At 51.5% G+C, this 21,491-nt stretch carries 21 protein-coding genes; 13 read left to right on the forward strand and 8 right to left on the reverse strand.

All coding sequences use genetic code 11. From position 1 onward, the window contains the following. The first annotated feature begins 4 nt into the window (after positions 1-4). On the forward strand, positions 5-712 hold the full coding sequence (locus P9H32_RS03400) for a hypothetical protein (RefSeq protein ID WP_322607461.1): 708 nt from the start codon (positions 5-7) through the stop codon (positions 710-712). 126 nt (positions 713-838) lie between these two features. Continuing rightward, positions 839-1,603: a peroxide stress protein YaaA gene (gene yaaA, locus P9H32_RS03405; protein ID WP_322607462.1), complete on the forward strand. Its 765-nt coding sequence runs from the start codon at positions 839-841 to the stop codon at positions 1,601-1,603. 7 nt (positions 1,604-1,610) lie between these two features. Here yaaA and P9H32_RS03410 read toward each other — a convergent pair whose 3' ends face one another. Then, a complete protein-coding gene (locus tag P9H32_RS03410; protein WP_322607463.1) occupies positions 1,611-1,814 on the reverse strand; it encodes a hypothetical protein in 204 nt (67 codons plus the stop codon). A gap of 133 nt (positions 1,815-1,947) precedes the next feature. Here P9H32_RS03410 and P9H32_RS03415 point away from each other — a divergent pair, with 133 nt between their 5' ends. Further along, positions 1,948-2,262 carry an acylphosphatase gene (locus P9H32_RS03415; RefSeq protein WP_322607464.1) on the forward strand — a complete coding sequence of 105 codons (315 nt, stop codon included), beginning with the start codon at positions 1,948-1,950 and terminating at the stop codon, positions 2,260-2,262. After that, positions 2,262-2,984, forward strand: a complete 723-nt coding sequence (locus P9H32_RS03420; protein ID WP_322607465.1) for a metallophosphoesterase family protein — start codon at positions 2,262-2,264, stop codon at positions 2,982-2,984. Before P9H32_RS03415 ends, P9H32_RS03420 begins: the two co-directional genes overlap by 1 nt. A gap of 22 nt (positions 2,985-3,006) precedes the next feature. On the opposite strand, the gene P9H32_RS03425 is transcribed toward P9H32_RS03420, so the two are convergent. After that, positions 3,007-3,723 (reverse strand): IspD/TarI family cytidylyltransferase, encoded by a 717-nt coding sequence (locus P9H32_RS03425; RefSeq protein ID WP_322607466.1) that lies wholly within the window; start codon positions 3,721-3,723, stop codon positions 3,007-3,009. Between the two features lie 127 nt (positions 3,724-3,850). On the opposite strand from P9H32_RS03425, the gene P9H32_RS03430 reads away from it, so the two are divergent. Together P9H32_RS03430 and P9H32_RS03435 are read left to right on the forward strand one after the other, a co-directional pair. Continuing rightward, positions 3,851-4,225: a thiol-disulfide oxidoreductase DCC family protein gene (locus P9H32_RS03430; RefSeq protein ID WP_322607467.1), complete on the forward strand. Its 375-nt coding sequence runs from the start codon at positions 3,851-3,853 to the stop codon at positions 4,223-4,225. A 195-nt stretch (positions 4,226-4,420) separates the two neighbouring features. Then, entirely contained in the window at positions 4,421-5,749 is a 1,329-nt protein-coding gene (locus P9H32_RS03435) for a PhoH family protein (protein WP_322607468.1), read from the forward strand. Here the strand turns inward: P9H32_RS03435 and P9H32_RS03440 are convergent, their stop codons facing one another. The 5 genes from P9H32_RS03440 to P9H32_RS03460 all read right to left on the reverse strand — a co-directional run bounded on the left by P9H32_RS03440 (position 5,750) and on the right by P9H32_RS03460 (position 10,895). Next, a complete protein-coding gene (locus P9H32_RS03440; RefSeq protein WP_322607469.1) occupies positions 5,750-6,055 on the reverse strand; it encodes a DciA family protein in 306 nt (101 codons plus the stop codon). A 196-nt stretch (positions 6,056-6,251) separates the two neighbouring features. Continuing rightward, on the reverse strand, positions 6,252-7,052 hold the full coding sequence (locus tag P9H32_RS03445; RefSeq protein WP_322607470.1) for a phosphoribosylformylglycinamidine synthase subunit PurQ: 801 nt from the start codon (positions 7,050-7,052) through the stop codon (positions 6,252-6,254). A 45-nt stretch (positions 7,053-7,097) separates the two neighbouring features. Continuing rightward, positions 7,098-7,790, reverse strand: coding sequence for an orotidine-5'-phosphate decarboxylase (gene pyrF / locus P9H32_RS03450; RefSeq protein WP_322607471.1), 693 nt, complete (start codon positions 7,788-7,790; stop codon positions 7,098-7,100). Positions 7,791-7,902: 112 nt separating this feature from the next. Continuing rightward, the gene (locus P9H32_RS03455) at positions 7,903-9,636 is read right to left on the reverse strand and encodes a sugar phosphorylase (protein WP_322607472.1); all 1,734 of its coding nucleotides are present in this window, start codon (positions 9,634-9,636) and stop codon (positions 7,903-7,905) included. Further along, on the reverse strand, positions 9,633-10,895 hold the full coding sequence (locus P9H32_RS03460; RefSeq protein WP_322607473.1) for a glycosyltransferase family 4 protein: 1,263 nt from the start codon (positions 10,893-10,895) through the stop codon (positions 9,633-9,635). Before P9H32_RS03460 ends, P9H32_RS03455 begins: the two co-directional genes overlap by 4 nt. 159 nt (positions 10,896-11,054) lie before the next feature. Here P9H32_RS03460 and P9H32_RS03465 point away from each other — a divergent pair, with 159 nt between their 5' ends. The 3 genes from P9H32_RS03465 (at position 11,055) to P9H32_RS03475 (ending at position 14,692) form a co-directional block, all read left to right on the forward strand. Next, positions 11,055-12,236, forward strand: coding sequence for a M20/M25/M40 family metallo-hydrolase (locus tag P9H32_RS03465; protein ID WP_322607474.1), 1,182 nt, complete (start codon positions 11,055-11,057; stop codon positions 12,234-12,236). Continuing rightward, positions 12,223-13,197, forward strand: a complete 975-nt coding sequence (locus P9H32_RS03470) for a glucosyl-3-phosphoglycerate synthase (protein ID WP_322607475.1) — start codon at positions 12,223-12,225, stop codon at positions 13,195-13,197. Before P9H32_RS03465 ends, P9H32_RS03470 begins: the two co-directional genes overlap by 14 nt. Positions 13,198-13,273: 76 nt before the next feature. Beyond that, the gene (locus P9H32_RS03475; protein WP_322607476.1) at positions 13,274-14,692 is read left to right on the forward strand and encodes a glycosyltransferase family protein; all 1,419 of its coding nucleotides are present in this window, start codon (positions 13,274-13,276) and stop codon (positions 14,690-14,692) included. 190 nt (positions 14,693-14,882) lie between these two features. Here P9H32_RS03475 and P9H32_RS03480 read toward each other — a convergent pair whose 3' ends face one another. Further along, positions 14,883-17,141 (reverse strand): ATP cone domain-containing protein, encoded by a 2,259-nt coding sequence (locus tag P9H32_RS03480; RefSeq protein ID WP_322607477.1) that lies wholly within the window; start codon positions 17,139-17,141, stop codon positions 14,883-14,885. A 392-nt stretch (positions 17,142-17,533) separates the two neighbouring features. Here P9H32_RS03480 and P9H32_RS03485 point away from each other — a divergent pair, with 392 nt between their 5' ends. The 4 genes from P9H32_RS03485 (at position 17,534) to P9H32_RS03500 (ending at position 21,488) form a co-directional block, all read left to right on the forward strand. Further along, positions 17,534-17,890, forward strand: coding sequence for a hypothetical protein (locus P9H32_RS03485; protein WP_322607478.1), 357 nt, complete (start codon positions 17,534-17,536; stop codon positions 17,888-17,890). A gap of 14 nt (positions 17,891-17,904) precedes the next feature. Further along, positions 17,905-18,873, forward strand: coding sequence for a glycosyltransferase family 2 protein (locus tag P9H32_RS03490; protein ID WP_322607511.1), 969 nt, complete (start codon positions 17,905-17,907; stop codon positions 18,871-18,873). Positions 18,874-19,074: 201 nt separating this feature from the next. Further along, positions 19,075-20,532: a circularly permuted type 2 ATP-grasp protein gene (locus P9H32_RS03495; protein WP_322607479.1), complete on the forward strand. Its 1,458-nt coding sequence runs from the start codon at positions 19,075-19,077 to the stop codon at positions 20,530-20,532. Then, a complete protein-coding gene (locus P9H32_RS03500; RefSeq protein ID WP_322607480.1) occupies positions 20,532-21,488 on the forward strand; it encodes an alpha-E domain-containing protein in 957 nt (318 codons plus the stop codon). Before P9H32_RS03495 ends, P9H32_RS03500 begins: the two co-directional genes overlap by 1 nt. Positions 21,489-21,491 lie beyond the last annotated feature (3 nt).

Consider the following 21,491-nt stretch of genomic DNA (forward strand, 5'->3'; position numbering starts at 1 on the left):
CAACATGAAAATGCAACGCATCATAACAACCGTAATTCCGTTGCTGTTCATCATCGTCCGTTCGGCGGAAGCCGTTCGCAAAAACCCGCCCGATGAAAAAGAGGTGGAGGAGATCCTCATTGAACTCGGGGATGACCATTGGGTAAAAGATATGGATGTCGACGAATTCGCCTCCAGTCGGATTGAAGATCCCGTCACGGAGGAGGATACCTATCTGCATATCTACACCAGTTATGTCGATGCATCCGAAAAATATCGAATTATTCTGTTTGATAACGAACAGCGCTATCTCGGGTATTATCGTTCCAGATTTGAACCGGTTGATTATGAAGAAAATGCGGTTTTGGTTGATGCGGAAGATGGGTCGACATACTTTCGTCTGCCATTATCGACCGAAGGTTTTCCGAGCCGCGTTCGTACCGGACTGTCCATTACAACCTTTATTGAAAATGAACATATTGAACCTGATCCGGGCCCCGAAACCCATGACGAACAGCAGCCCGTTCAGGAATCCGATCCGGATGAACCGCAATATCGTGACTGGACGGTGAATATCAGAGATCGGGAAATTACATTCAATGCGGTATTCGTGCGCCGCGACGGCGATAAAATCGTTCTGAAAGAGTCGAAACAGGGAAAAGTTAACGGAATTCCCGGGCAACTGTTCAGTGAAAAAGATCAGGAATATCTCAAAGACATTCTTGAGCTTTGATGCGCTCACAGAGTGACATTTAAGCATCGCCGTTCGCATTTCGATATGGTTGTGTATTTCCGGCAGCACGAAGTCAGACCCTGCGATGCAGGAAATTGCCGGAAATACAAATCGGATGGAAAGAAAATGATCTGTTTATTGTCCCCCTCGAAAAGCATGAATATGGAACCGGCGAAATTGAAAGATTTCACGGAACCGGCCTTTCTCGAAAAATCGCGGAAACTGGTTTCCAAAGCCCGGAAGTTTTCCACCCCGCAGCTGATGGAATTTATGGAGATCAGCGAAAAACTGGCGGAATTGAATCGTCAGCGTTTTAAGGACTGGAACCCGCCGTTTAATCTGGAGAATGCCAAGCAGGCCGCACTCGCATTTACCGGCGATGTGTATGACGGGTTGGATGCCCCTTCACTGAAAAAGGCTGATCTGGATTTTGCGCAGCAGCATCTGCGGATACTCTCCGGTCTTTACGGGCTGTTGAAACCGCTTGATCTGATCCAGCCCTATCGCCTGGAAATGGGCCGTCCGCTGGAAACTCGCGGCGCAAAAAATCTGTATGAATTCTGGAGAGCGTCGATTACCGAAGAGCTTAATCAAACCGAAGCTGATGTTGTGATCAATCTGGCATCAAACGAATACTTTAAAGCAGTCGACAAAAAGGGGCTGAACAAGAACATCATATCCCCTGTATTCAAGGATGAAAAAAACGGAAACTTTAAAATTATCAGCTTTTTCGCCAAAAAGGCGCGTGGCAGCATGGCGCGCTTTCTCATCGAAAATCGGATAAAAACACCTGACGGCCTGTTGGAGTTCAGCGAAAACGGTTATGCCTTCAATACCGAACTTTCCACACCGGCCAAGCCGGTTTTTACGCGTCCGGAAAACTTGGCGTAAAAACAGGTCAGGCTTTGCAGCAGCAGGAACATCCGTTAGCGCGTCGGTAGATTTTCCGCGCTTCGGACATGGCATTCAATGCTGTCGCAAATGCACCGAGTGCTTTCAGCTGTTTCTTTTCGGGCATCAGCGCACATCCCGCCGCGTGCATCTGTCGCACGCCGCTCCAGGACTGCGGTTCGGTTTCAAGGTAGTATCTCACTTTGGCCATCATGCTCTCCATGTTTTTATGGACCCAATGGTAACTTCCAATATTTGGAAAAGATAAACTGCGGGTTAAAGGATCGTTTTCACGAACAAGCAGTCTGTTACATTTTTCAAGGTTTGGAACTTTTCCGCCGCTGATGAGATGCGGTATAAACAAAGCCATGAGTTCGGAGGATAGAGACAGGCAGTTGCATGCTTTTTTTTCAGGACGCGTTCAGGGTGTCGGTTTCCGTTACACGGTCTGCGAACTGGCTTCCTCATTCGCAATCACCGGATTTGTAAAGAATATGTGGGACGGTGATGTTGAACTTGTGGCAGAAGGTACGCATCAGGAATTGGTTGATTTCCTGAACTGCATCAAGACATCACAGCTGGGCCGGAAAATTACAAATGCCCGGGTAGGCTGGCATGATGCTACAAACCGGTTTAAACAGTTTGGAATTGAATTTTAATGAAGTATGCAATTTTAGGAGACATTCATGCCAACCTTGAAGCACTATCTGCTGTGCTGGAGGATGCCGAACAACAGAGCGTTACCCATTATGCCTGTACAGGAGATGTGGTAGGTTATAATGCCGATCCCAAAAGCTGCCTCCAGATGATCCGCAGCCTGAACTGCAGCGTGGTGCAGGGAAACCATGATTACTATGCGGCCTGCAATGAAAATATGGAACTGTTCACGCCCATGGCCCAGAAAAGCATCCGCTGGACCCGTAAACACCTGTCCCCCTTCGAACGAAAATATCTGCGGCATCTGCCGCTGATCATCGATATCGAGAATTTCACGATTGTGCACAGCTCCCTGAGCAATCCGCACCGATGGAACTATATTTTCAAGCGCCGGGCCGCTGATGCCAATTTCCGGAACCAGTTCAACAATGTCTGTTTTTTCGGGCACACCCACGTGCCGCTGGCTTTTGTGAAAGGCGATGCCATTGAAAAAGGATTTTACGAGACGCTGCATGTTAAACCGGGGTTTCAGTATCTGATCAATGTAGGCAGTGTGGGACAACCGCGTGACCGTAACCCCAAAGCGGCCTATGTAATCTACGATCTTGATGCGCAGACAATTACGATACGCCGGGTGGACTATGACCTCGCGACAACGCAGAAAAAAATAAGGGCAGCCGGGCTGCCCTTCAGAAATGCACTGCGTCTCGCCAGCGGACGTTAAGTGGTCCGGCGAAAACGTACGTTTATCTTTTCCCCTCACCGGGTGCGTCATCTCCCACCAGCTTGGCATGCAGCAAAGCGGCTGCAACTTCGAGATCGTGCCGGGTTCGGATTTTCATATTTTCAAAACCGGCCTCGAACAGATGGGTTTCAGTTGAAGGCATAACCAGTGAAGACTCATCATCAATAAGCTTCATGCCCTTGTTTTTTGAGTCGATGACTTCTTTAATAACCGGCGTTTTGAACGCCTGCGGTGTTTGTGCTGCCCAAACGGTATTGCGATCCAGTGTTTCAACCACACGGCTTCCTTTCGGCGCATACTTTGTTGCATCTTCAATTTTATGCGCAGCAATACAGCTCCCATACCGTTTTGCGCGTTTCACCGTTTCTGATAAAACATTCTGCGTCAGAAACGGACGTGAAGCTTCATGAATCACAACCACTCCCGGATCGGTCTGGATTTTGCTGAATACAGTCCGCAATGAGCTCAACCGGTTTACCCCCCCGATCACAACACCGTGCACCTTGGTGCACCCAAACCGTTTAATGGCATGAATAGTGGATTCAACCCGTTCTTTCCTCACAACCACCACAATATGGTCGATACAGTCCGCATCTTCAAACGTCTTCAAGGAGTGCAATAAAATAGGTCCGCTGCCCAGCGGCAGAAATGCGGCTTCTGTCCCAGACGCAATTTCTTCTTCTTTCCCGCAGGCGATAACGATGGCCATAACACTCATATTTCCTCCTAGAACACCCATGCAAAGCACTTGAGTACAAAAATTTACATCCTTGAAAAGAGTGCGTCAAGGTTTCAGGTCGACGGTTTTCCTTTCCTTCAGAAAGGCAACCCTCCATGATCACCAGATGGATTTAGATAGCCCGATGCTTATTCTTTATGATGGTGACTGTCCGATCTGTTGCGCTAAACGTGATTTTCTGATGAGAAGAGATCCTAGGGGCGCTCTTGAATTTTCAGATATTCGCGATCCGGACTTTCGCCCTCCTGCAGACCATCTTACCATCGATATGCTGGCGGCTGAAATTCATGCCGTTACTCCGGAGCATGAGGTGTTGCGCGGTATGGAAGTGATCCGTGCTGCCTATCGTGCCATAGGTATAGGCTGGCTGGCAGCTCCTACGGGCTGGCGGCTCCTACGACCGCTATTTGACCGGCTGTATATTTTTGTTGCCAAAAACCGCCTTAAAATAAGCCGGTTGTTTTCTAAATCTATACGTTAATCTTTTATCTACAATATCTTGTACAACCCGGTCTCTGAGACCACAACTTGTTCGTTGACATATTTTATCGGCTTCGACAGAATTTATGTATGAAAGGCGAATATACGACAGCTTTCCAAGGGTTGGAAAGGAGATGAAACTGATGCCCTTGACCCCTAATCCTTCCAATTCCAACCCCGAAAGGCCTCAGGAAATATGATCACCCCTAAGGAGAAAATCTTCGTTCTTGATACTAATGTAATCCTTCATGACAGCAGCTGCATCCACCAGTTTGGCGAGCATGATATTGTCATCCCCATAACGGTGCTCGAAGAGCTCGACCACTTTAAAAAAGGGAATGATTCACTGAACTTTCACGCCCGCGAGTTTACCCGTACCCTCGACTCATTGGCGGAAGATAAACTGTTCAACGGCGGCGTATCCATCGGCACGGGCCGTGGGAAAATCAGCATTAAACTCGATCGCGAGTTCGATCAGGATATTGCGGCCAACTTTTCCGATACCAAAAAACCGGATCACCGGATTCTGAACAGCGGCTATGCGGTGGCTAAAGACCATCCGGATAAACTCGTTACACTGGTAACCAAAGACGTTAATTTGCGAATGAAGGCTAAAGCGGTCGGTCTTCTTGCCGCCGACTATAAAAACGACCATGTTTCTGACATTCAGCGACTTTACACAGGGACCCGTATTGAAGAGCAGGTGGAACCGGAGCTGATCAACCTGATGTATACCCCTCCGTATGAATTTCCTTCCGATCGGCTGAACGTGGATCATCCGCTGACTCCAAATGAATACCTGATTTTACGCGGCGAACGGAAATCGGCCCTGGCGGTATATGACGACGAACTTCGCCTCATCAAACATGTGGATAAAGTTCCGGCCTTTGGAATTACACCGCGGAATTCCGAGCAGACCTATGCCCTCGACGCCATCCTGAACGATAACGTCCGCCTCGTTACGCTCACCGGAAAAGCCGGAACGGGAAAAACGCTGATTGCACTCGCAGGGGCACTGAAACGGAAAAAAAGTTACCGTCAGATTCTGATGGCCCGCCCTATTGTTGCACTCAGTAATAAAGACATTGGCTTTCTCCCGGGGGATATCCAATCCAAACTCGACCCCTACATGAAACCGCTGTTTGATAATCTTGCCGTCATTGAACATGCACAGGGCGATACTAAAAAAAGTCAGGTGAGTAAGCTGATGGATGATAAAAAACTGATCATTGAGCCGCTCTCCTATATTCGCGGTCGAAGTCTCGTCAATACGTTTTTTATTATCGATGAAGCCCAGAATTTAACACCGCATGAAATTAAAACCATTATCACCCGCGCGGGCGAGGGAACGAAAATTGTATTTACCGGTGATATTTTTCAGATTGATCACCCCTACCTCGACAGTCATTCAAACGGCCTGAGTTATTTGATCGAAAAAATGACCGGTCAGCGATTGTATGCACACGTTAACCTGACCAAAGGAGAGCGCTCAGAGCTGGCGGATCTTGCCGGCTCGCTGCTTTGATCAGTTGTGCTTCAATTCAAAGCGAAGCTGACGGATCTGCATACTGGTGTAACTGGACTGGATTTTCAACAGAAGCGGTCGTTTCATCCGCTCCAGTTCAGGAATCCAGCCGGGATGATCCACAATAACAACCAAAGCACGGTCCTTGATATATCCGGGTTCACTGTGTTTGGCGATCTGTGGTCCCGCCAACCGCTCCCATGCGTTCCGAAGCACAACAACATATTCCTGCACCGGCTGTTCGAAATCTGAAACAACATCTTTCAGAATTTCGCCCACACTTTTCATATCTCGCTGTGGCGCCATCGGTTTGCTCAGATGATACCGAACACGGTCGATGGCCCATCGGCTCTGATTTTTGCGGCTGTACCGAGGCTGCTCCATAGATTCATTGAGCCAGATCAGTGATCCGGATGACAAGGCTGTTGACGGGGAAATATACTTTTCACCCCGGTGTTTGCGAAATCAAAAGACAAACCAGCGCGCTGAAACAGAAATTATTTCAGTTTCCGTTGATAAAATTTACCGCATTCTGGAACAGCTTCAGGCCAAGCCCCTGCTCCGGCAGGTCACCGTTCAGCTTCTGCTTGTCCCAGTTCGGGTGGTTTTCCGGGAAAAGATAGGCTTCCGGGTGCGGCATCATTCCGAAGATACGCCCGCTCGGATCGGTCAGCCCGGCAATCGCATGCAGCGATCCGTTCGGATTGGCGGGAAACGCCTGCGTCGGCTTATTGTCGGCATCCACATAGCGTGCGGCCGCGCAGCCATTCGCTTCCAGTTTTTCGAGCAGCGCATCATCGAGCGTGAAAATCTTGCCTTCACCGTGCCGGATTGGCAGCGGCATGGTGCCCAGCCCCTTAGTGAACACACAGGGAGAATCCTCTTCAAATTTAATGTCGCACCAAAAGTTCTGAAAGGTGCCGCAGTCATTCTGCATCAACGAAACCGTCGGCTCAAAACAGTTTCCGTCCAGCCCCGGCAGCAGCCCCATTTTCGTCATCACCTGAAATCCGTTACAGATGCCCATGACCAGTTTGCCGTCATCGATAAACTGCTGAAGCTGCGCCTGCATATGGTGTTTGACGCGCAGAGCGAAAACATGGCCGCTGGTCATGTGATCGCCGTAGGAAAATCCGCCGATAAACATCATGGCCTGAAAATCGTTCAGTTGATCCGGATGATCCAGCAGGTCATTTAAGTGCACCAGTTCCGGTTCGGCACCGGCCAGTCTCCATGCATGGGCGCTCTCCGCTTCGCAGTTCACCCCGTACCCGGTAATAATCAAAACTTTTGGTTTGTTCATTTTTTTTATTCCCCATGGGCACACGCCGTGTGCCCCTCCATAAACTTATTTATTCATATCTTCAAGCATGGCCGTGGCGGCGGCAACCGGATCTTCCGCATGCATAATCGGTCGGCCGATCACCAGATGCGTCGCTCCCTGATCGACCGCGAACGACGGTGAGGCCACACGTTTCTGATCGCCCACATCGCCATCCGGCATGCGGATCCCCGGCGTAACGAGCAGTGCATCCGGAAACGCATCGCGCAGCGCCTGGGCTTCGTGCGCACTCGTCACCATGCCGTCAATGCCGGAACTGATCGCCAGCTCACCCAGTTTTACGGCCTGCTCAGAAACCGTGCGGTTGATTCCAAGGTCTGTAAAATCGTCGGCGCTCAGGCTGGTCAGCGTGGTTACCGCAACAATTTTCGGCGGATGTTCACATTCTGCCGCAGCTTTTGCCGCATGCTCAAGCATGGCCCGGCCGCCGATGGCGTGAACAGTCATCAGATTTACGCCATGGCTCGCCGCGGTTTTTACGGCATTGGCTACAGTCTGGGGAATATCGTGCAGTTTCAGATCGAGAAAGATTTTTTTACCGCGTTTTTTCAGCGGTTCCAACACGGCCGGCCCTTCCGCGCAAAACAATTCCAGGCCCACTTTATACCATTCTATAAAATCGGGTAGTTCCTGAAGTTTAGCCTCCATGGCTTCGGCATTCGGCACGTCGAGTGCCACGATCAAATCAGCTTTATTCATCCGAAAATCCTTTCTGCGTTCCAAAGTGCGGAAATCTAGCAGAAAAGTTCCGGCGGCTGGAATCCTTTACCGCGCGTTTTTTCCTCCCGGCCGGCGGCGAACCCTGCAGTTCTTAAATTTTAAGCCAGACGGTCTGATAGGGTTCGAAGGGAATCACTTTTCCGTCGCCCATATAGCGCCGGCCGGTAAGCAGGTCGGTGCAGGTGTCGGTGCGGTTCAGGCGGTACAGGCGATCGTCGACCGTCAGCTCCTGGTACCCGGCTGTAAAATTACTGATGCACACCACGCGCTCTTCGTTCCACTCGCGCTCAATCGCAAACCACTCCGGACCCAGATTGACGACCTGCTGGGCGGCATCGGGATGAAACATTTTATGCTGCGACCGGCAATTCAGGCGGCGCGTATATTCTTTGAGCACTTTTGCCGTCGGTGACTCCGGGTCGGCGATGCGTTTTTCCAGCTCCTCTTCATCCCATTTCAACCGGTTAATGGTCCGCGCCCGACCGGTTTCCTCGACCCCCGCATAGTTATTCCGTGTGGCAGTCAGACTGTGGAAATAGACGGCCGGCACACCGCGAAGCGACATCGCAACGGTCTGCGAGCAAAGGAAACGCGCCAGATGCTGATCAGTGACCCGTTCCGGATCGTCCCCCATGGCATCAAAATAGGTAATATTCAATTCATAGGGACTTTCAGTTCCGTCGGAGTTCGCTTTCATGGAAACGTGACCGCCCAGCGATTTCACACGATCCGCCAGTTTCAGCAGTTCATCATTCGGTATAATCCCCTGCAGCGGCCGTACCCCGATACCGTCGTGCGAAGCGGTAAAATTAAAATAGGTGCACTTTTGCGGAAGGTCATTCAACGATGCCGCCCAGTTGGTGAGATAGGTGGAATTCCCTTTTGTCAGCCCATGAAGCAACAACGGCGGCAGACTGAACTGATAAACCATATGGGCTTCATCGCCCTTGCCGAAATAGGAAATATTTTCCGCGTGCGGCACATTGGTTTCTGTCAGCAGTACGACCTCCGGCGCCACCATATCCAGCAGATCGCGCATCAGTTTCACCACTTCGTGCGTCTGTTTAAGGTGAATGCAACTTGTTCCCACTTGCTTCCAAAGGTAGGCGATGGCATCCAGTCGGATAATCGTTGCTCCGTTGGCAACATAGAAAAGCAGAATATCCAGAAACTCAAAAAGCACATCCGGATTGGAAAAATTGAGATCCATCTGGTCATCACTGAACGTGGTCCAGACGTGGGTATCACCATGCTGCGTGTGCACCGGTGTCAACAGCGGAAGCGCGCGCGGCCGCGTTACTGCACTCAGATCCGTTTCCGGATCTTCTTCGATAAAATAATTCCGGTACGGCGCAATGTTATTTACATAGTCGATAAACCATTTGCTGCTTCGTGAACAGTGATTCAGCACCAGATCAAACATCAGGCGGAATCCACGGCCGAGCTCTGCGACGTCGTTCCATTTCCCCAGATTGCGGTCAACCGCACGATAGTCGACCACGGAAAATCCGTCGTCCGAGGTATAAGGATAAAACGGCAGAATATGCACAGTATTAACGGCACCGCTCAGATGCCGGTCCGCAAATCGTTTTAGCACTTTCAGCGGGGCCTCATCTCCATTCTGCACCATGTCGCCATAGGTAATGAGCACCGAAGACGTTTCGTCCCACAGGTCTGACTCGCTGAATCCCTCCAGGCCAATGCCGTACCGTCCGATGAGTTGCACCATGCGTTCCAGCAGACGCTCTACCTCCTGCGGTCCATACAGCCGGTTAAACCGCATGCGCATCCGTTCCAAAGCATGAATATCGAGGTTTTTAATCATGGTTCTAAACCTTTGATGTTGGTGATGAGTGTACGCAGGCTTCTGCGCAGTACGGAATAACTGAAGAAACGGTTTGCGACAGCATAGTTGTGCTCAACCGTGGTCCGCCGGTATCCCTCATCCGCGAGCAGACGGCGGACATCATCCACCACTTCTTTCGTCAGATAGCCATCCATCAGAGGCACACGGAAACCTTTCGGTTCAATATCGCGCGCAAAAATGGAGTAGCGGTTGATCAGGATCGGCAGCTTGAAATAGACCGCTTCAAGAAAAGCGTTTCCGAAACCTTCATACAGACTCGGATAAGTCACAAAATCAACAAACGGATAGATATCCCATAATGTATAGATCTTCTGTCCCTTTGAATTTTTCTGCCGGAACTCTCCGACGCGGTCATCGATAATCCGCAGATCCACCCCCGAATCATGGGCCAGTTCTTCGAGCATGTGCTGATACTCATAGCCCTCGTCCCCGCCCGCATGAGAGATTACCAGTTTCATTTTCGGATCACCCAGTGTTTCCAGCAGTTTGATCGAATGTTCGATCCCTTTTCGCGGTACGATACGCGTCGGCTGGAGAATCAGGATATCATCTTCTGAAAAACCGAGATCAGCGCGCAATCCCTCGGTATAGGCATCCGGCGGCGGCGGCGGCGTTTCAAAATCGAACACATTCGGAATCAGCTCGGAAGAGAGGCCTTTCCGCCATGACAGTTCCTCGCGGGCTGCCTGATTAATCACCACATGCTGCAACTCGTCGTCACGCGGCGGAAACGCCATATCGAGAAAATCCGGAACCCCGTTCACGGAAAAGCGTACCCGTTCCCAATAAAAATCATGATGATGCGCAATGGAGGGAATCCGTGTTTCGGCCAGAAATTCTGAGATCGCCACACCAAGCGGAACATGCATCGGAATCGTCAGTGCATTCTGGAAAATAAGGATACGCAGATCATAGTGATTGACGAATTCATACAGCGTCGTTTTCAGATATTCCGCCATATCGCGAATCCGGCGGCTCACAATCGGATCCCGAAAACTCTTTCCCCAGATGCGCTCATTGATCCAGACATTTTCCGGATGTTCAAAGTGCGCCTCCGGAACGCAGTAGCTTACTTCGGGGGCTCGATCGAGCCGGCCCGCATACCAGAAGCTCCTGAACTCATGATCCCATAAAACTTTCGCCCATTTTGCACTCTCCAGGGAAACCCCGTCAGTGCCGGCAAAGCGCGTTGAAACAAATCCGATATTTTCGCTCATATTCGCCTCTGAATTGTTTCGGAAAGCATAGACGCACCGATGAGCATGAAAAGCATTTTTGTCGTTTTATTAATTCCTGTCACAAAAAAGTGCATACTGGGTTGCCAAGGCTCTATGTCTTTCATTACAATTAATGGACATCATTAAACAAGGATCTCTATGGAAACTAAAATTGGAAGCATTGACGAAATACTCGAACTGCTCCCCACTCTTCCTGACAAACTTACGGGCATACAGGAAACCCTCCTGGCCAACCTGATCATGCTCAGCGAAATTCCATCACCGACATTCGAGGAAGAAGCCCGTGTAAAACTGTTGCTCCAGCGCATGCTTGAAAGCGAACTGGATAAAATTTCAACTGACGAAGCCGGCAACGGAGTCGGCATTATTCCCGGGAAAGATCCATCCCGTAATATCCTGCTGGTTGCCCACGCGGATTCGGTTTACTCCGAAAAAGTCGACCATGCCATCAGTGTACTGGCCGAAGAAATTGTCGGTCCCGGCGTTGCAGACAACAGCCTCGGCATGGCTGTGCTGGCCACCCTGCCCAATATTCTGAAGATGCTCGGCATCCAGCTGAATGCCAATCTGGTGCTGCTATCGAGTACCAAAGGACTCGGCCGCGGCAACCTCGACGGGCTTCGCTTTTTCATGGATAATAATAAAATTCCTTTTGAAGCGGGCATCTGCATCGAAGGCGAAAAACTCGGGCGCCTCAGCTACACCGCCGAAGGCATGTTCCGCGGATACATCACCTGCCGCATTCCCGAAGAACTCGACTGGCAGCGTGCCGGGCAGAACAGCGCCATCATTGCACTGAACGAAGTCATCAACCGTATTCTTGAAATTCCGATTCCGAAACGCCCCCGGACCTCCATTGTGCTTGGCGCCATTCGCGGCGGAAAAAGCTACAATGTCATGGCCACTCACTCCAGCCTGCGTTTTGAAGTCCGCAGCCAAGATGCCGGAATGGTCCAGACCATACGGGAACGGATTGAAGACATTATCGCCGATGCCTCCTCCCCGAACAACGCGGAATTTGACTTTCAGATTGTCTCCTCCCGTGAACCGGGCGGAATCGACATCAGCCACCCGCTGGTTAAAAACTGCAGACTCGTCATGGAAAAACTCGGCGTACAGCCAACCATCCGCCCGAGCATGTCCGAAGTTTCCGAACTGATTGCCCGCGGCCTCCCGGCTGTAACACTGGGTATTACGGAAGCCAGCAACCTGCACGATCTCAATGAAACCATTCGCATCAAACCCATTTACACCGGTCTGGCACAGCTGCTGGCCATGCTGCTCGCCATCGACGGAGGATTCTGCAATGAGCCTGAATGATTGGATTAAAAACAACACCATGCACCACTCCCAATTCTGGGACCTCAAAAAACTGGTGGAGGAAAAAGAGAAACAGAATCTGAAAATCTCCCTTTGTCTGCCGACGCTCAACGAGGAAAAAACCATCGGAAAAGAGATTGTCATGTTCAAATCCGAACTGATGGATCGCTATCCTTTGCTCGACGAAATTGCCGTGATCGACTCCGGCTCCACTGATGCCACCCGCGAAATTTCCGCGAATTTCGGAGCCGATGTTCATCTCTCCTCCGACATTCTTCCGCAATACGGGGAAAAAAAGGGAAAAGGCGAAAACCTTTGGAAAGCGGTATACGAACTGAACGGCGACGTCATTGTGTATGTCGACGCCGACATCAAAAACATCCACCCGCGTTTCGTCTACGGCCTGGTTGCTCCGTTGATTTACCGCCCGGAAGTACACTATGTGAAAGCGTTCTACGACCGTCCACTCGCCTTTTCACAAGGCGTACGGCCATCGGGCGGCGGACGCGTTACCGAGATTCTCACACGTCCGCTCTTCTCACTTTTCTTCCCCGAGCTGACCGGTCTGGTGCAGCCGCTTTCCGGTGAATACGCTGTACGACGCGAAGTACTGGAATCCATCCCGTTCCCCATCGGCTACGGGGTGGAAACTTCACACCTGATCGACGTCTATGAAAAATGGGGCATGGAAGCCATCGCCCAGGTCGACCTCGATCAGCGCGTGCACCGCAATCAGGAAACACGCGATCTTGGAAAAATGGCGTTCGGCATTCTGCGAGCTTTCCTTTTCCGCGCCGAAGAGCTCGGGGTCATCGGAGAACTTCCGGAGCTCAGCACCGTGCTCAAGCAGTTCCAGGCCCACGACGAAGAATTCGAGCAGGTTTCCCATACCATCGTCGAAGAAGAAAGACCGCCGATGATTGAACTGCCCGAATACCGCGAAAAATTCGGCATAAAATAAAAAACACGAAAACACGGAATACGCAGACATTCCAGCGCTGCCGTTTCCGTGTATTCAGTGTAGTCCGTGGTTGGATATGAATAAATTAGCTGTAGCTGTCATTCATTATCACCTGCGTCCCGGCGGCGTGACGCGGGTGATTGAACGTGCCGTTGAATCACTGAACGACCGAATCGACTTTTTTTGTATCAGCGGAGAGGCCACGTCCGAAGATGCGCAACTGTTTCCCATCTCCGGAACCTTCCAGCCATTGGAATATTCCAACGCCGCCGATTTTCCAACGCCGGAAAAATCAGTTAAGGAACTCCGGCAGCTGGCCCGGAATCATTTCGGGCGTGATCCGGACATCTGGCATATCCACAATCACGCACTGGGAAAAAACGGTTTTATGCCGCAACTCGTCTGGACGCTGGCCGGCGCCGGATGCCGCCTGCTGCTGCAGCCGCACGACTTTGCCGAAGACGGCCGGGCCGCAAACTATAAACTGCTCACCGAAGCTCTCGGCGAAAACCTGAACCAGATACTCTATCCCGATGCCGAGCATATTGTCTATGCTCCGATTAATTTCCGGGATAAATCCTTCCTTGAAAACATCGGACTTTCCAACGTCCGGGAACTGCCGAATTCAGTCACCGCACACGAAGCGTCCCCCCTCGGAAAAACCACCCGCACCATTGTCTATCCCGCCCGGGCCATCCGCCGGAAAAATCTCGGCGAATTCCTGCTGTGGAGCCTGCTCGCACCCGAAGGTTATCTGTTCCAGAGCACCCTCGCCCCGCAGAATCCCAAGTGGCAGGTTTACTATGATGAATGGGTCAAGTTTGCCGAAGAGCTTAATCTTCCGGTTGAATTCGATGCGGGTCGCAAACACGATTTTTCAGAACTCGTCCATAATGCCGACGCATTAATGACGACCAGTATTCAGGAAGGCTTCGGCCTCGCCTTCCTCGAACCCTGGCTGGAAGGTAAAAATCTGATCGGCCGCAGGCTTCCGGAAATCACCACTGACTTTGAAACTGAAGGCCTCAATCTTTCCGGACTGTACGAGTCCCTGCCCGTACCGCTGGCATGGGCCGGCGAAACAACATTTTTCCAGACCCTGGAAAAAGCGATGCGCGAAATGTACACCGCCTATTCCAAACCCTGGAACCCGGCGATACTCGCCGAAGCCGAATCCGCGCTCGTCAAAAACGGAACCGTTGATTTTGGTATTCTCGATGAAGCGCTGCAGCGGAATGTTATCCGTCATCTGGCGGCGCATCCCGAAGACCGAAAACAACTCCCCCCGCTTCCCCTGACCCCTGCTGCCGGAGTGATTGAGATCAACCGCAGCATTGCCGAATCCCATTACAGCCAGGCCGCCTATGCCAACCGGTTGCTCGAACTATATCAGGATCTCGCGGCGGCTGAACCCGGCGATATAACTTCCGGCCATGCCCCCGCCCTGCTCGACCAGTTCCTGAAACCCGAACGCTTCAACCTGCTCAGAACGTAGACCTGTCATCCGGCTTCATTATCCGCCCGACATTCATCACGAAGGAGCCAATCGGTAAACGCAGAACAAACGTTCCGCTTTTTTTCTTCAGCACTATTGGGCGGAAAGCCGGCGAGACGCCTTGAGGACACAAAAAAGCGCGCAACCGTTACCGGAAGCGCGCGTTTGGCAGAAGAACCTGCGGGGACTCTTAAACGATTTCGCAGGCGCCGCCGGCACAGGCAATTTCGCCTTGCAGGTTGGTTTCGTCGGACTCCTCTTTCATCTGCGTGTAGTCGACGGAGCGGAACTTGGAGATCAGCTCGTTCCACAGGGTTTCATCCTGTGCGGTAACAACCTCTTCGTGCGGAGCCTGCTGGTAAATCTTATCCCCGGTGGCGGCCAGCATGCTGATGCCGGTGAAGTCGGCGCGATTTTCCCAGATATAGTCGGCCACATCGTCCCATTCGTCGTCGCGAACAGTCAGAGTATTGGACACATTGTGATAGAGACCGGGGTTGAGTTCCGGACGGGCTGTTCCGGGCACGACCCAGTTCTGCTGGGTGGAGTGCACATGCTTCAGCAGATCCATCGCCGACATTTCCGAGCGCAGGATTGCTTCATCCGGAGCTTCGACACAGAATGTAATAACATCGTCGGTTTTGTTGGCACTCCAAACGGATTCTTCGCACATGTGCGGATTCACTTCGTTGAAGAATTTGTACACCGGGTCGGTCTTATTGGCCTGGGCGCGACGGAAGTAACGGCGGGCGTGACGCGGATGAATGCCCGATGCAGTTCCGAGCAGCAGCGACGTAGATCCGGCCGGTTTTACGCAGGTCAGACGCGCAGCCGGTTCTGTACCGATTTTCAGGGTGATTTCACGATTCACTTCAATGGCATATTTCGCCATTTTCTGCTGGAGATTCGGATCCAGCGTAATCGCCGGCGAGTCCATCATGCCGGTAATCGATACACCGAGCAGCGCCTCGCGACGGCAGAGCTTTTCGGTGGTTTCACCGAGATACGGGAAACTGGTATATGCAGCCTGCAGCGAACCGATAATGGTTGCGGCACGAACTGCAATGCGGAAATCCTCTTCGGACTGCAGCTTGGCGCCGTTGATTTCGGTCAGATTGCAGAACTGCCAGCCGGATTCGATGGTCACATTGCCGTCGTCGTCTTTCACTTCCAGGTGCGGGTTCAATCCGATTTCACAGCAGGGATTGCAGCCATGGGACTGATCGTTTGCAAAATAGAAGCCGGGTTCGCCCCACTCTTTCTGTTTCTGGAAAATACGCAGGAACTGGGCTTTGGAGGTTTCGCCGCGAATCAATTTGACCGAGTTGTTGGAGCGGCCGCGCTGCGGATTGGTTTCGAACCAGTTTCCGCGCTTGGCATTCATCATTTCACCGTCATCCGGCGAAAAGAGACAGATCGTTGCCGATCGACGTACACCGCCGGCAATTACCGCATCGGCCGCATGCATCATAATATCATAGGCTTCGATCGGTTTAAGTTTACGCCCGAGAGCACCGTCGAGCACGCTGCGGGCACGTTCCAGTGCACGACGCAGCGGAACATGGCCGGGAGCCCGTCCGCCGGAGGTACCCAGCTTGGCACCGCGCGGACGAATCAGGGAATAGTTGAACTCGACCAGATAGCCTTCCGTATAGCTGTCCATCAGCGCCTGCATGGCATCCGCCCAGCCTTCGATGGTATCTGGAATTGTAAAGTGAACCACGGAACCTTCATCAATACTTGCCGCCAGCGGAGGCAGTTTTTCAACATGTTCAAACTCAACGCTGAAGCCTACACCGGTGCCGCAAAGCAACAGGAACAGACCCTCTGCAAAAAATTCTATCCGGTCGCAGATACCGAAGGTGCAATTGTACATGCGGGCATGATTCGATTCGATGGCTTTGCCTCCGAACTGCATGGAGCGCATGGAGGGCAGGCAGCGTTTTTCGAGCACCTGTTCGAAAGCCCAGTTGATATCTTCTTCTGCGGCCGGGAATTGACGCAGGTGCATGTCCCGTACGCGGCTGACTGCTTCAGCAAATGTTTCGCGCCGGCCGAGCTCCGGCAGAAAACGGGCATAGCGGCTGGCCAGCATGTAGTCCTGAATTGCGGAGGCATCGGGACGCAGGCGCTGATTACGGGCCTGCTTGTGCTCCTCGCGGTAAAGAATGTACGCTTTGGCCACATCGTACAGGCCGGCCCCCATCAGCTGCTGCTCCACCAGATCCTGAATGTGCTCGACATCGACTTCCTCATTGCCTCGGCTCTTATATCCGGTGATGATATTGTCGATTTTAGTGGTGATGTCCTTGACGATAGTCACAAGATGTTGTGGTACATCATCGGAATCTTTGATGGTCCCCCGGACCGCCTTTTCGATGGCGGCGTAGATTTTTTCCTGGTCGTAATCGACCGTCGCGTAATCGCGTTTTTTAACTTTTATAGCCATTTATGCCCCTTTTGCAAAACAAGCGCTGATGGTGATCCTGAACGTCTGAGGGATACTTCGTGAATGCATATCATCATACTAGATATAGTATCCTCCCGAAAACAGACGCACAATATATATGCAGTTATTGATATTGAAGCAAAAAAAAACAAAAAACAAAACAGGGCGTTTTACACTCAGGATTTAACCTGTTTCGTTCAGCTGATTTACACCAAATCTAAAAAAACGGTTAAAAAAGTATAAGCGTTCTGGAGCCTGAAAAATAAACTCAGCGCCTTTTTTAATGCCCAACTGAAAAACCACAATATATATGCGCTCGTTTTCGCTATGGCCAATAGGCACACTCTATTGACAACCCTCTGCAAAGATGCACTATACCGGGCTGAATGAAAATGAAAGTCACATATAATGAGGAGCAGCGCTTCATCGTAGCCGAAATCGTCGGACTGCTGGATATGGAGGCTGTCGAACGAGGGCTGGTTGAAATGAACACCGTGATGGATCGATATAAATGCCATCATGTGCTCTACGACCTGTGCCAGGTTGAACTGGCTCTCGAAGTGCATGAAATATACTTCGTTCCGAAGCTTCTCAAAGAAGCCGGTAATATGAATGTGAAACGGGCTGTGCTTTTTTCTACGGAAAACGAACAGGATTTCGCCTTTTTTGAGACTGTTGCTGGAAATCAGGGTCTGAACGTTCAAATATTCGCCGAACGCAAACCCGCGCTCGACTGGCTCCTTGCATGATCGTTTCGGTCATCATGCCTGTCTGGAATGCAGTGAACACTATTTCCAAAACGCTGGAATCCCTTCGTGCCCAGACCTTCGAATCCATGGAAATTGTGGTTGTGGATGACGGCTCAACCGACGGAACCACCGAGCTCCTGCGCGATCAAAACGGTATTATACTGCTCGAAAGGCCTCATCGCGGCATCGTGCCTGCACTCAACGACGGCCTGGCCGCGGCGACCGGAAGCTACATTGCCCGAATGGATGCCGATGATTTGTGCCGCCCGGAACGCATCGAAAAGCAGGTGAACTATCTTGAAAAACATCCGGAGATCGGATTGGCGGGCTGCCGCGTCGAGTTCGGCGGAGACCGGAAACTGCAGGCCGGCTATGCCGCCTACGTGGACTGGATTAATTCGCTGACTGAACCGGAGGATATTGCGCTCAACCGGTTTGTGGAATCTCCGTTCGCCCATCCTTCCGTTATGTTCCGCCGCGAACTGCTTTCGGCATTCGGAGCTTATCGCGACGGTCCGTTTCCGGAGGATTATGAACTCTGGCTCCGCTGGATGGACGCCGGGGTGAACATGGGCAAAGTGAATGAGGAGCTCATCACCTGGAACGATCCGCCATCGCGCCTGTCACGCACGGATCAACGTTACTCCGTGGACGCATTTTATAAAACCAAGGCCGAATACCTTTTCCAATGGCTGGAAAAAAATAATCCCCACCATCCCGATGTCATGATCTGGGGCGCCGGCCGGGTTACCCGCAAACGGGCTGCAATCCTTAAAGCATGCGGCCTTCGCATTACACATTACATTGATATTAAATCCAGACGCCTCAACTGCGACACCCCCGTCATACGTCCGGAAGAAATTCCTGATCCTGATTCCTGTATGCTTCTTTCCATGGTTGGTAACCGCGGTGCCCGAAAGCAGATTTATGATTATCTGACAGAATGCGGATTTGTAGTCGGAGAAAGCATGCTCTTTTGTTGACCACAATATTGATGCTTTAGTGCTATAAACATACATATATGTATGCTTTATATAAAGGCATCTGCACCTCGCGCCATGCCTTTATAAATTTTATAACCAAGGTTTTTATAGAGTATTACATCATATTCTTTCCTTAGGCTCACGTTCTGTTGCCCGACGGTGGCACACCTGATGCATCTACGTTTTCAAGGATGCATAACCATGAATTTTGAAACGTACGAAACGGATGATTTCTTCGATGAGCTGTTTGACAACCAGGGACATTCGCGCGATTCAGCGAAGTTGCTTGTAAACGCCATCGAATCGTTGGCAGACGGAGATCTGCTGAAACGTCAGGAAGCCAGCGAACGGGCAATGCACAGCATGGGGATAACGTTCAACGTTTATGGTTCCGACGAGGGTACCGAGCGGACGATTCCGTTCGATATCGTGCCGAGGATAATAGACGGCGCCGAATGGGATGTCGTCGAGGCCGGATTGAAACAGCGGATCAAGGCCGTTAACCGGTTTATCGACGACATTTATCACGACCGGAACATCATTGCCGACGGCGTGATTCCTGAATGGATTTTCACTTCTTCGAAGGGGTACCTTCCTCAGTGTCAGGGACTGAATCCGCCCAAAGGCGTTTGGGCCCATGTTACCGGAACAGATCTCGTGCGTGATGATAAAGGCACCTTTTTTGTTCTCGAGGATAATCTCAGGGTACCCTCCGGGGTTTCCTATGTGCTGCTGAACCGGACCCTGATGAAACGTAACTTTCCGGAAGTTTTCCACAAAAGCCATGTGCGGCGCGTGGTTGACTATCCGGATCAGTTTATGAAAATGCTCCATCATGTTGCTCCGGAAGGAATCGACCGCCCCACTGTTGCGGTCCTGACACCGGGGGTGTACAACTCGGCCTATTTTGAGCACGCCTTCCTGGCCCAGCAGATGGGCGCTCTGCTGGTGGAAGGCCATGATCTGGTTTATGACGGGAAATATGTATGCGCACGAACCGTCGAAGGGCTGGTTCGCATCGATGTCATCTATCGGCGGATCGACGATGAATTTCTGGATCCCGAAGTGTTCCGCGAAGATTCCTATCTCGGCTGTACCGGCATGATGAAGGCTTTCCGTGAAGGAACCCTGACGCTGGCCAACGCCCCGGGAACCGGCGTGGCCGATGATAAGGTGGTTTATGCCTTTGTCCCGGACATGATAAAATACTATCTGGGCGAGGACCCGCTGCTGCCCAGTGTTCCGACCCATCTGTGCTGCGATGATGAAGCACTGGAATACACGCTGGATAATCTCGACAAACTGGTCGTCAAACCCGCCAGCGAGTCGGGCGGATACGGGATGCTGATCGGCCCGAAAGCTTCGCAGAAAGAACGCGACGCCTTTGCCCGTGCACTGCGTAAAGATCCGCGCAATTATATTTCCCAGCCGACGCTTTCTCTCTCCAGAGCCCCCGTTGTGGTCGATGACCACTTTGAAGGACGGCATGTGGATTTACGCCCGTTCATCCTGCACCGGGGCGATGACTCCTATGTCCTGCCCGGCGGACTGACACGGGTGGCCCTGAAAAAAGGTTCACTGGTTGTGAATTCATCGCAGGGAGGCGGAACAAAAGATACCTGGGTCGTGGACCGGAAAACCGGATTGGAGGTGGCCTGATGCTTCTCAGCCGCGTAGCCGATAATATTTACTGGATGAGCCGCTACATTGAACGCGCCTCGAATATCGCCCGCTTTCTTGAGGTAAGCTATCAGCTCAACCTTGATCATTCATCACTCGATGAAGAACAGTGGGGACCGCTTATTGAAATCACGGGCGACAGGACACTGTTTGAAGCCCGCTACGGTGCCCCCACCCGCGACAACGTCATGCACTTTTTAATGTTTAACCCGGAATATCCAAACTCCATTTCACGCTGCCTCAGCACAGCACGTTCCATTGCCAAAGGTATGCGGGAGACGGTTTCGGATGACATGTTCAGAGAAATCAATGCGCTGGGGAAACGGGTGCCGGAAGCCACCCGGGAAAAAGCCCATTTTCACACCCGGGTCTTTCAGCTCTGCCGTGAGATTAAACGCGATGCCATGCTGATTGAGGCCATGGCATCGGAGACCATTGAACGCGGTCAGGGCTATCACTTCTGGCGGGTCGGACGCTACCTCGAGCGTGCCGACAAAACCTCGCGGCTGCTGCACGTGAAATATTTTCATCTCCTGCCGCATCTCGATGCGGTCGGAACACCGATGGATGATCTGCAGTGGAGTGCTGTACTGGAATCGATGGATGCCAAAGAAACCTATATCCGGACCCGGGGCCTGATTACGCCGGATAAGGTGGTTGATCTGATGGTACTCGACCGGGGCCATCCCCGGGCCATCCTGTTCTGTCTTAACGCGGTTCTGGAAAGTCTATACAGAATCACGCGTGATAAATCGGAAAAACCGCATGAGATCCTTGAAGCACTGTGCAAAAAACTATCGGCCATGTCGGCAAAAGACATCGTTGAGGTCGGCATGAATGAGTTTATTGATGATCTGCAGTTGAGTTTCAACGAAGTAAACAATGCCATTCATACACATTTCATTTCGCCCAAAGCCGTAACGGCTGGAGCATAACCT

It is taken from the genome of Pontiella agarivorans, assembly GCF_034531395.1.
Lineage (GTDB): Bacteria > Verrucomicrobiota > Kiritimatiellia > Kiritimatiellales > Pontiellaceae > Pontiella > Pontiella agarivorans.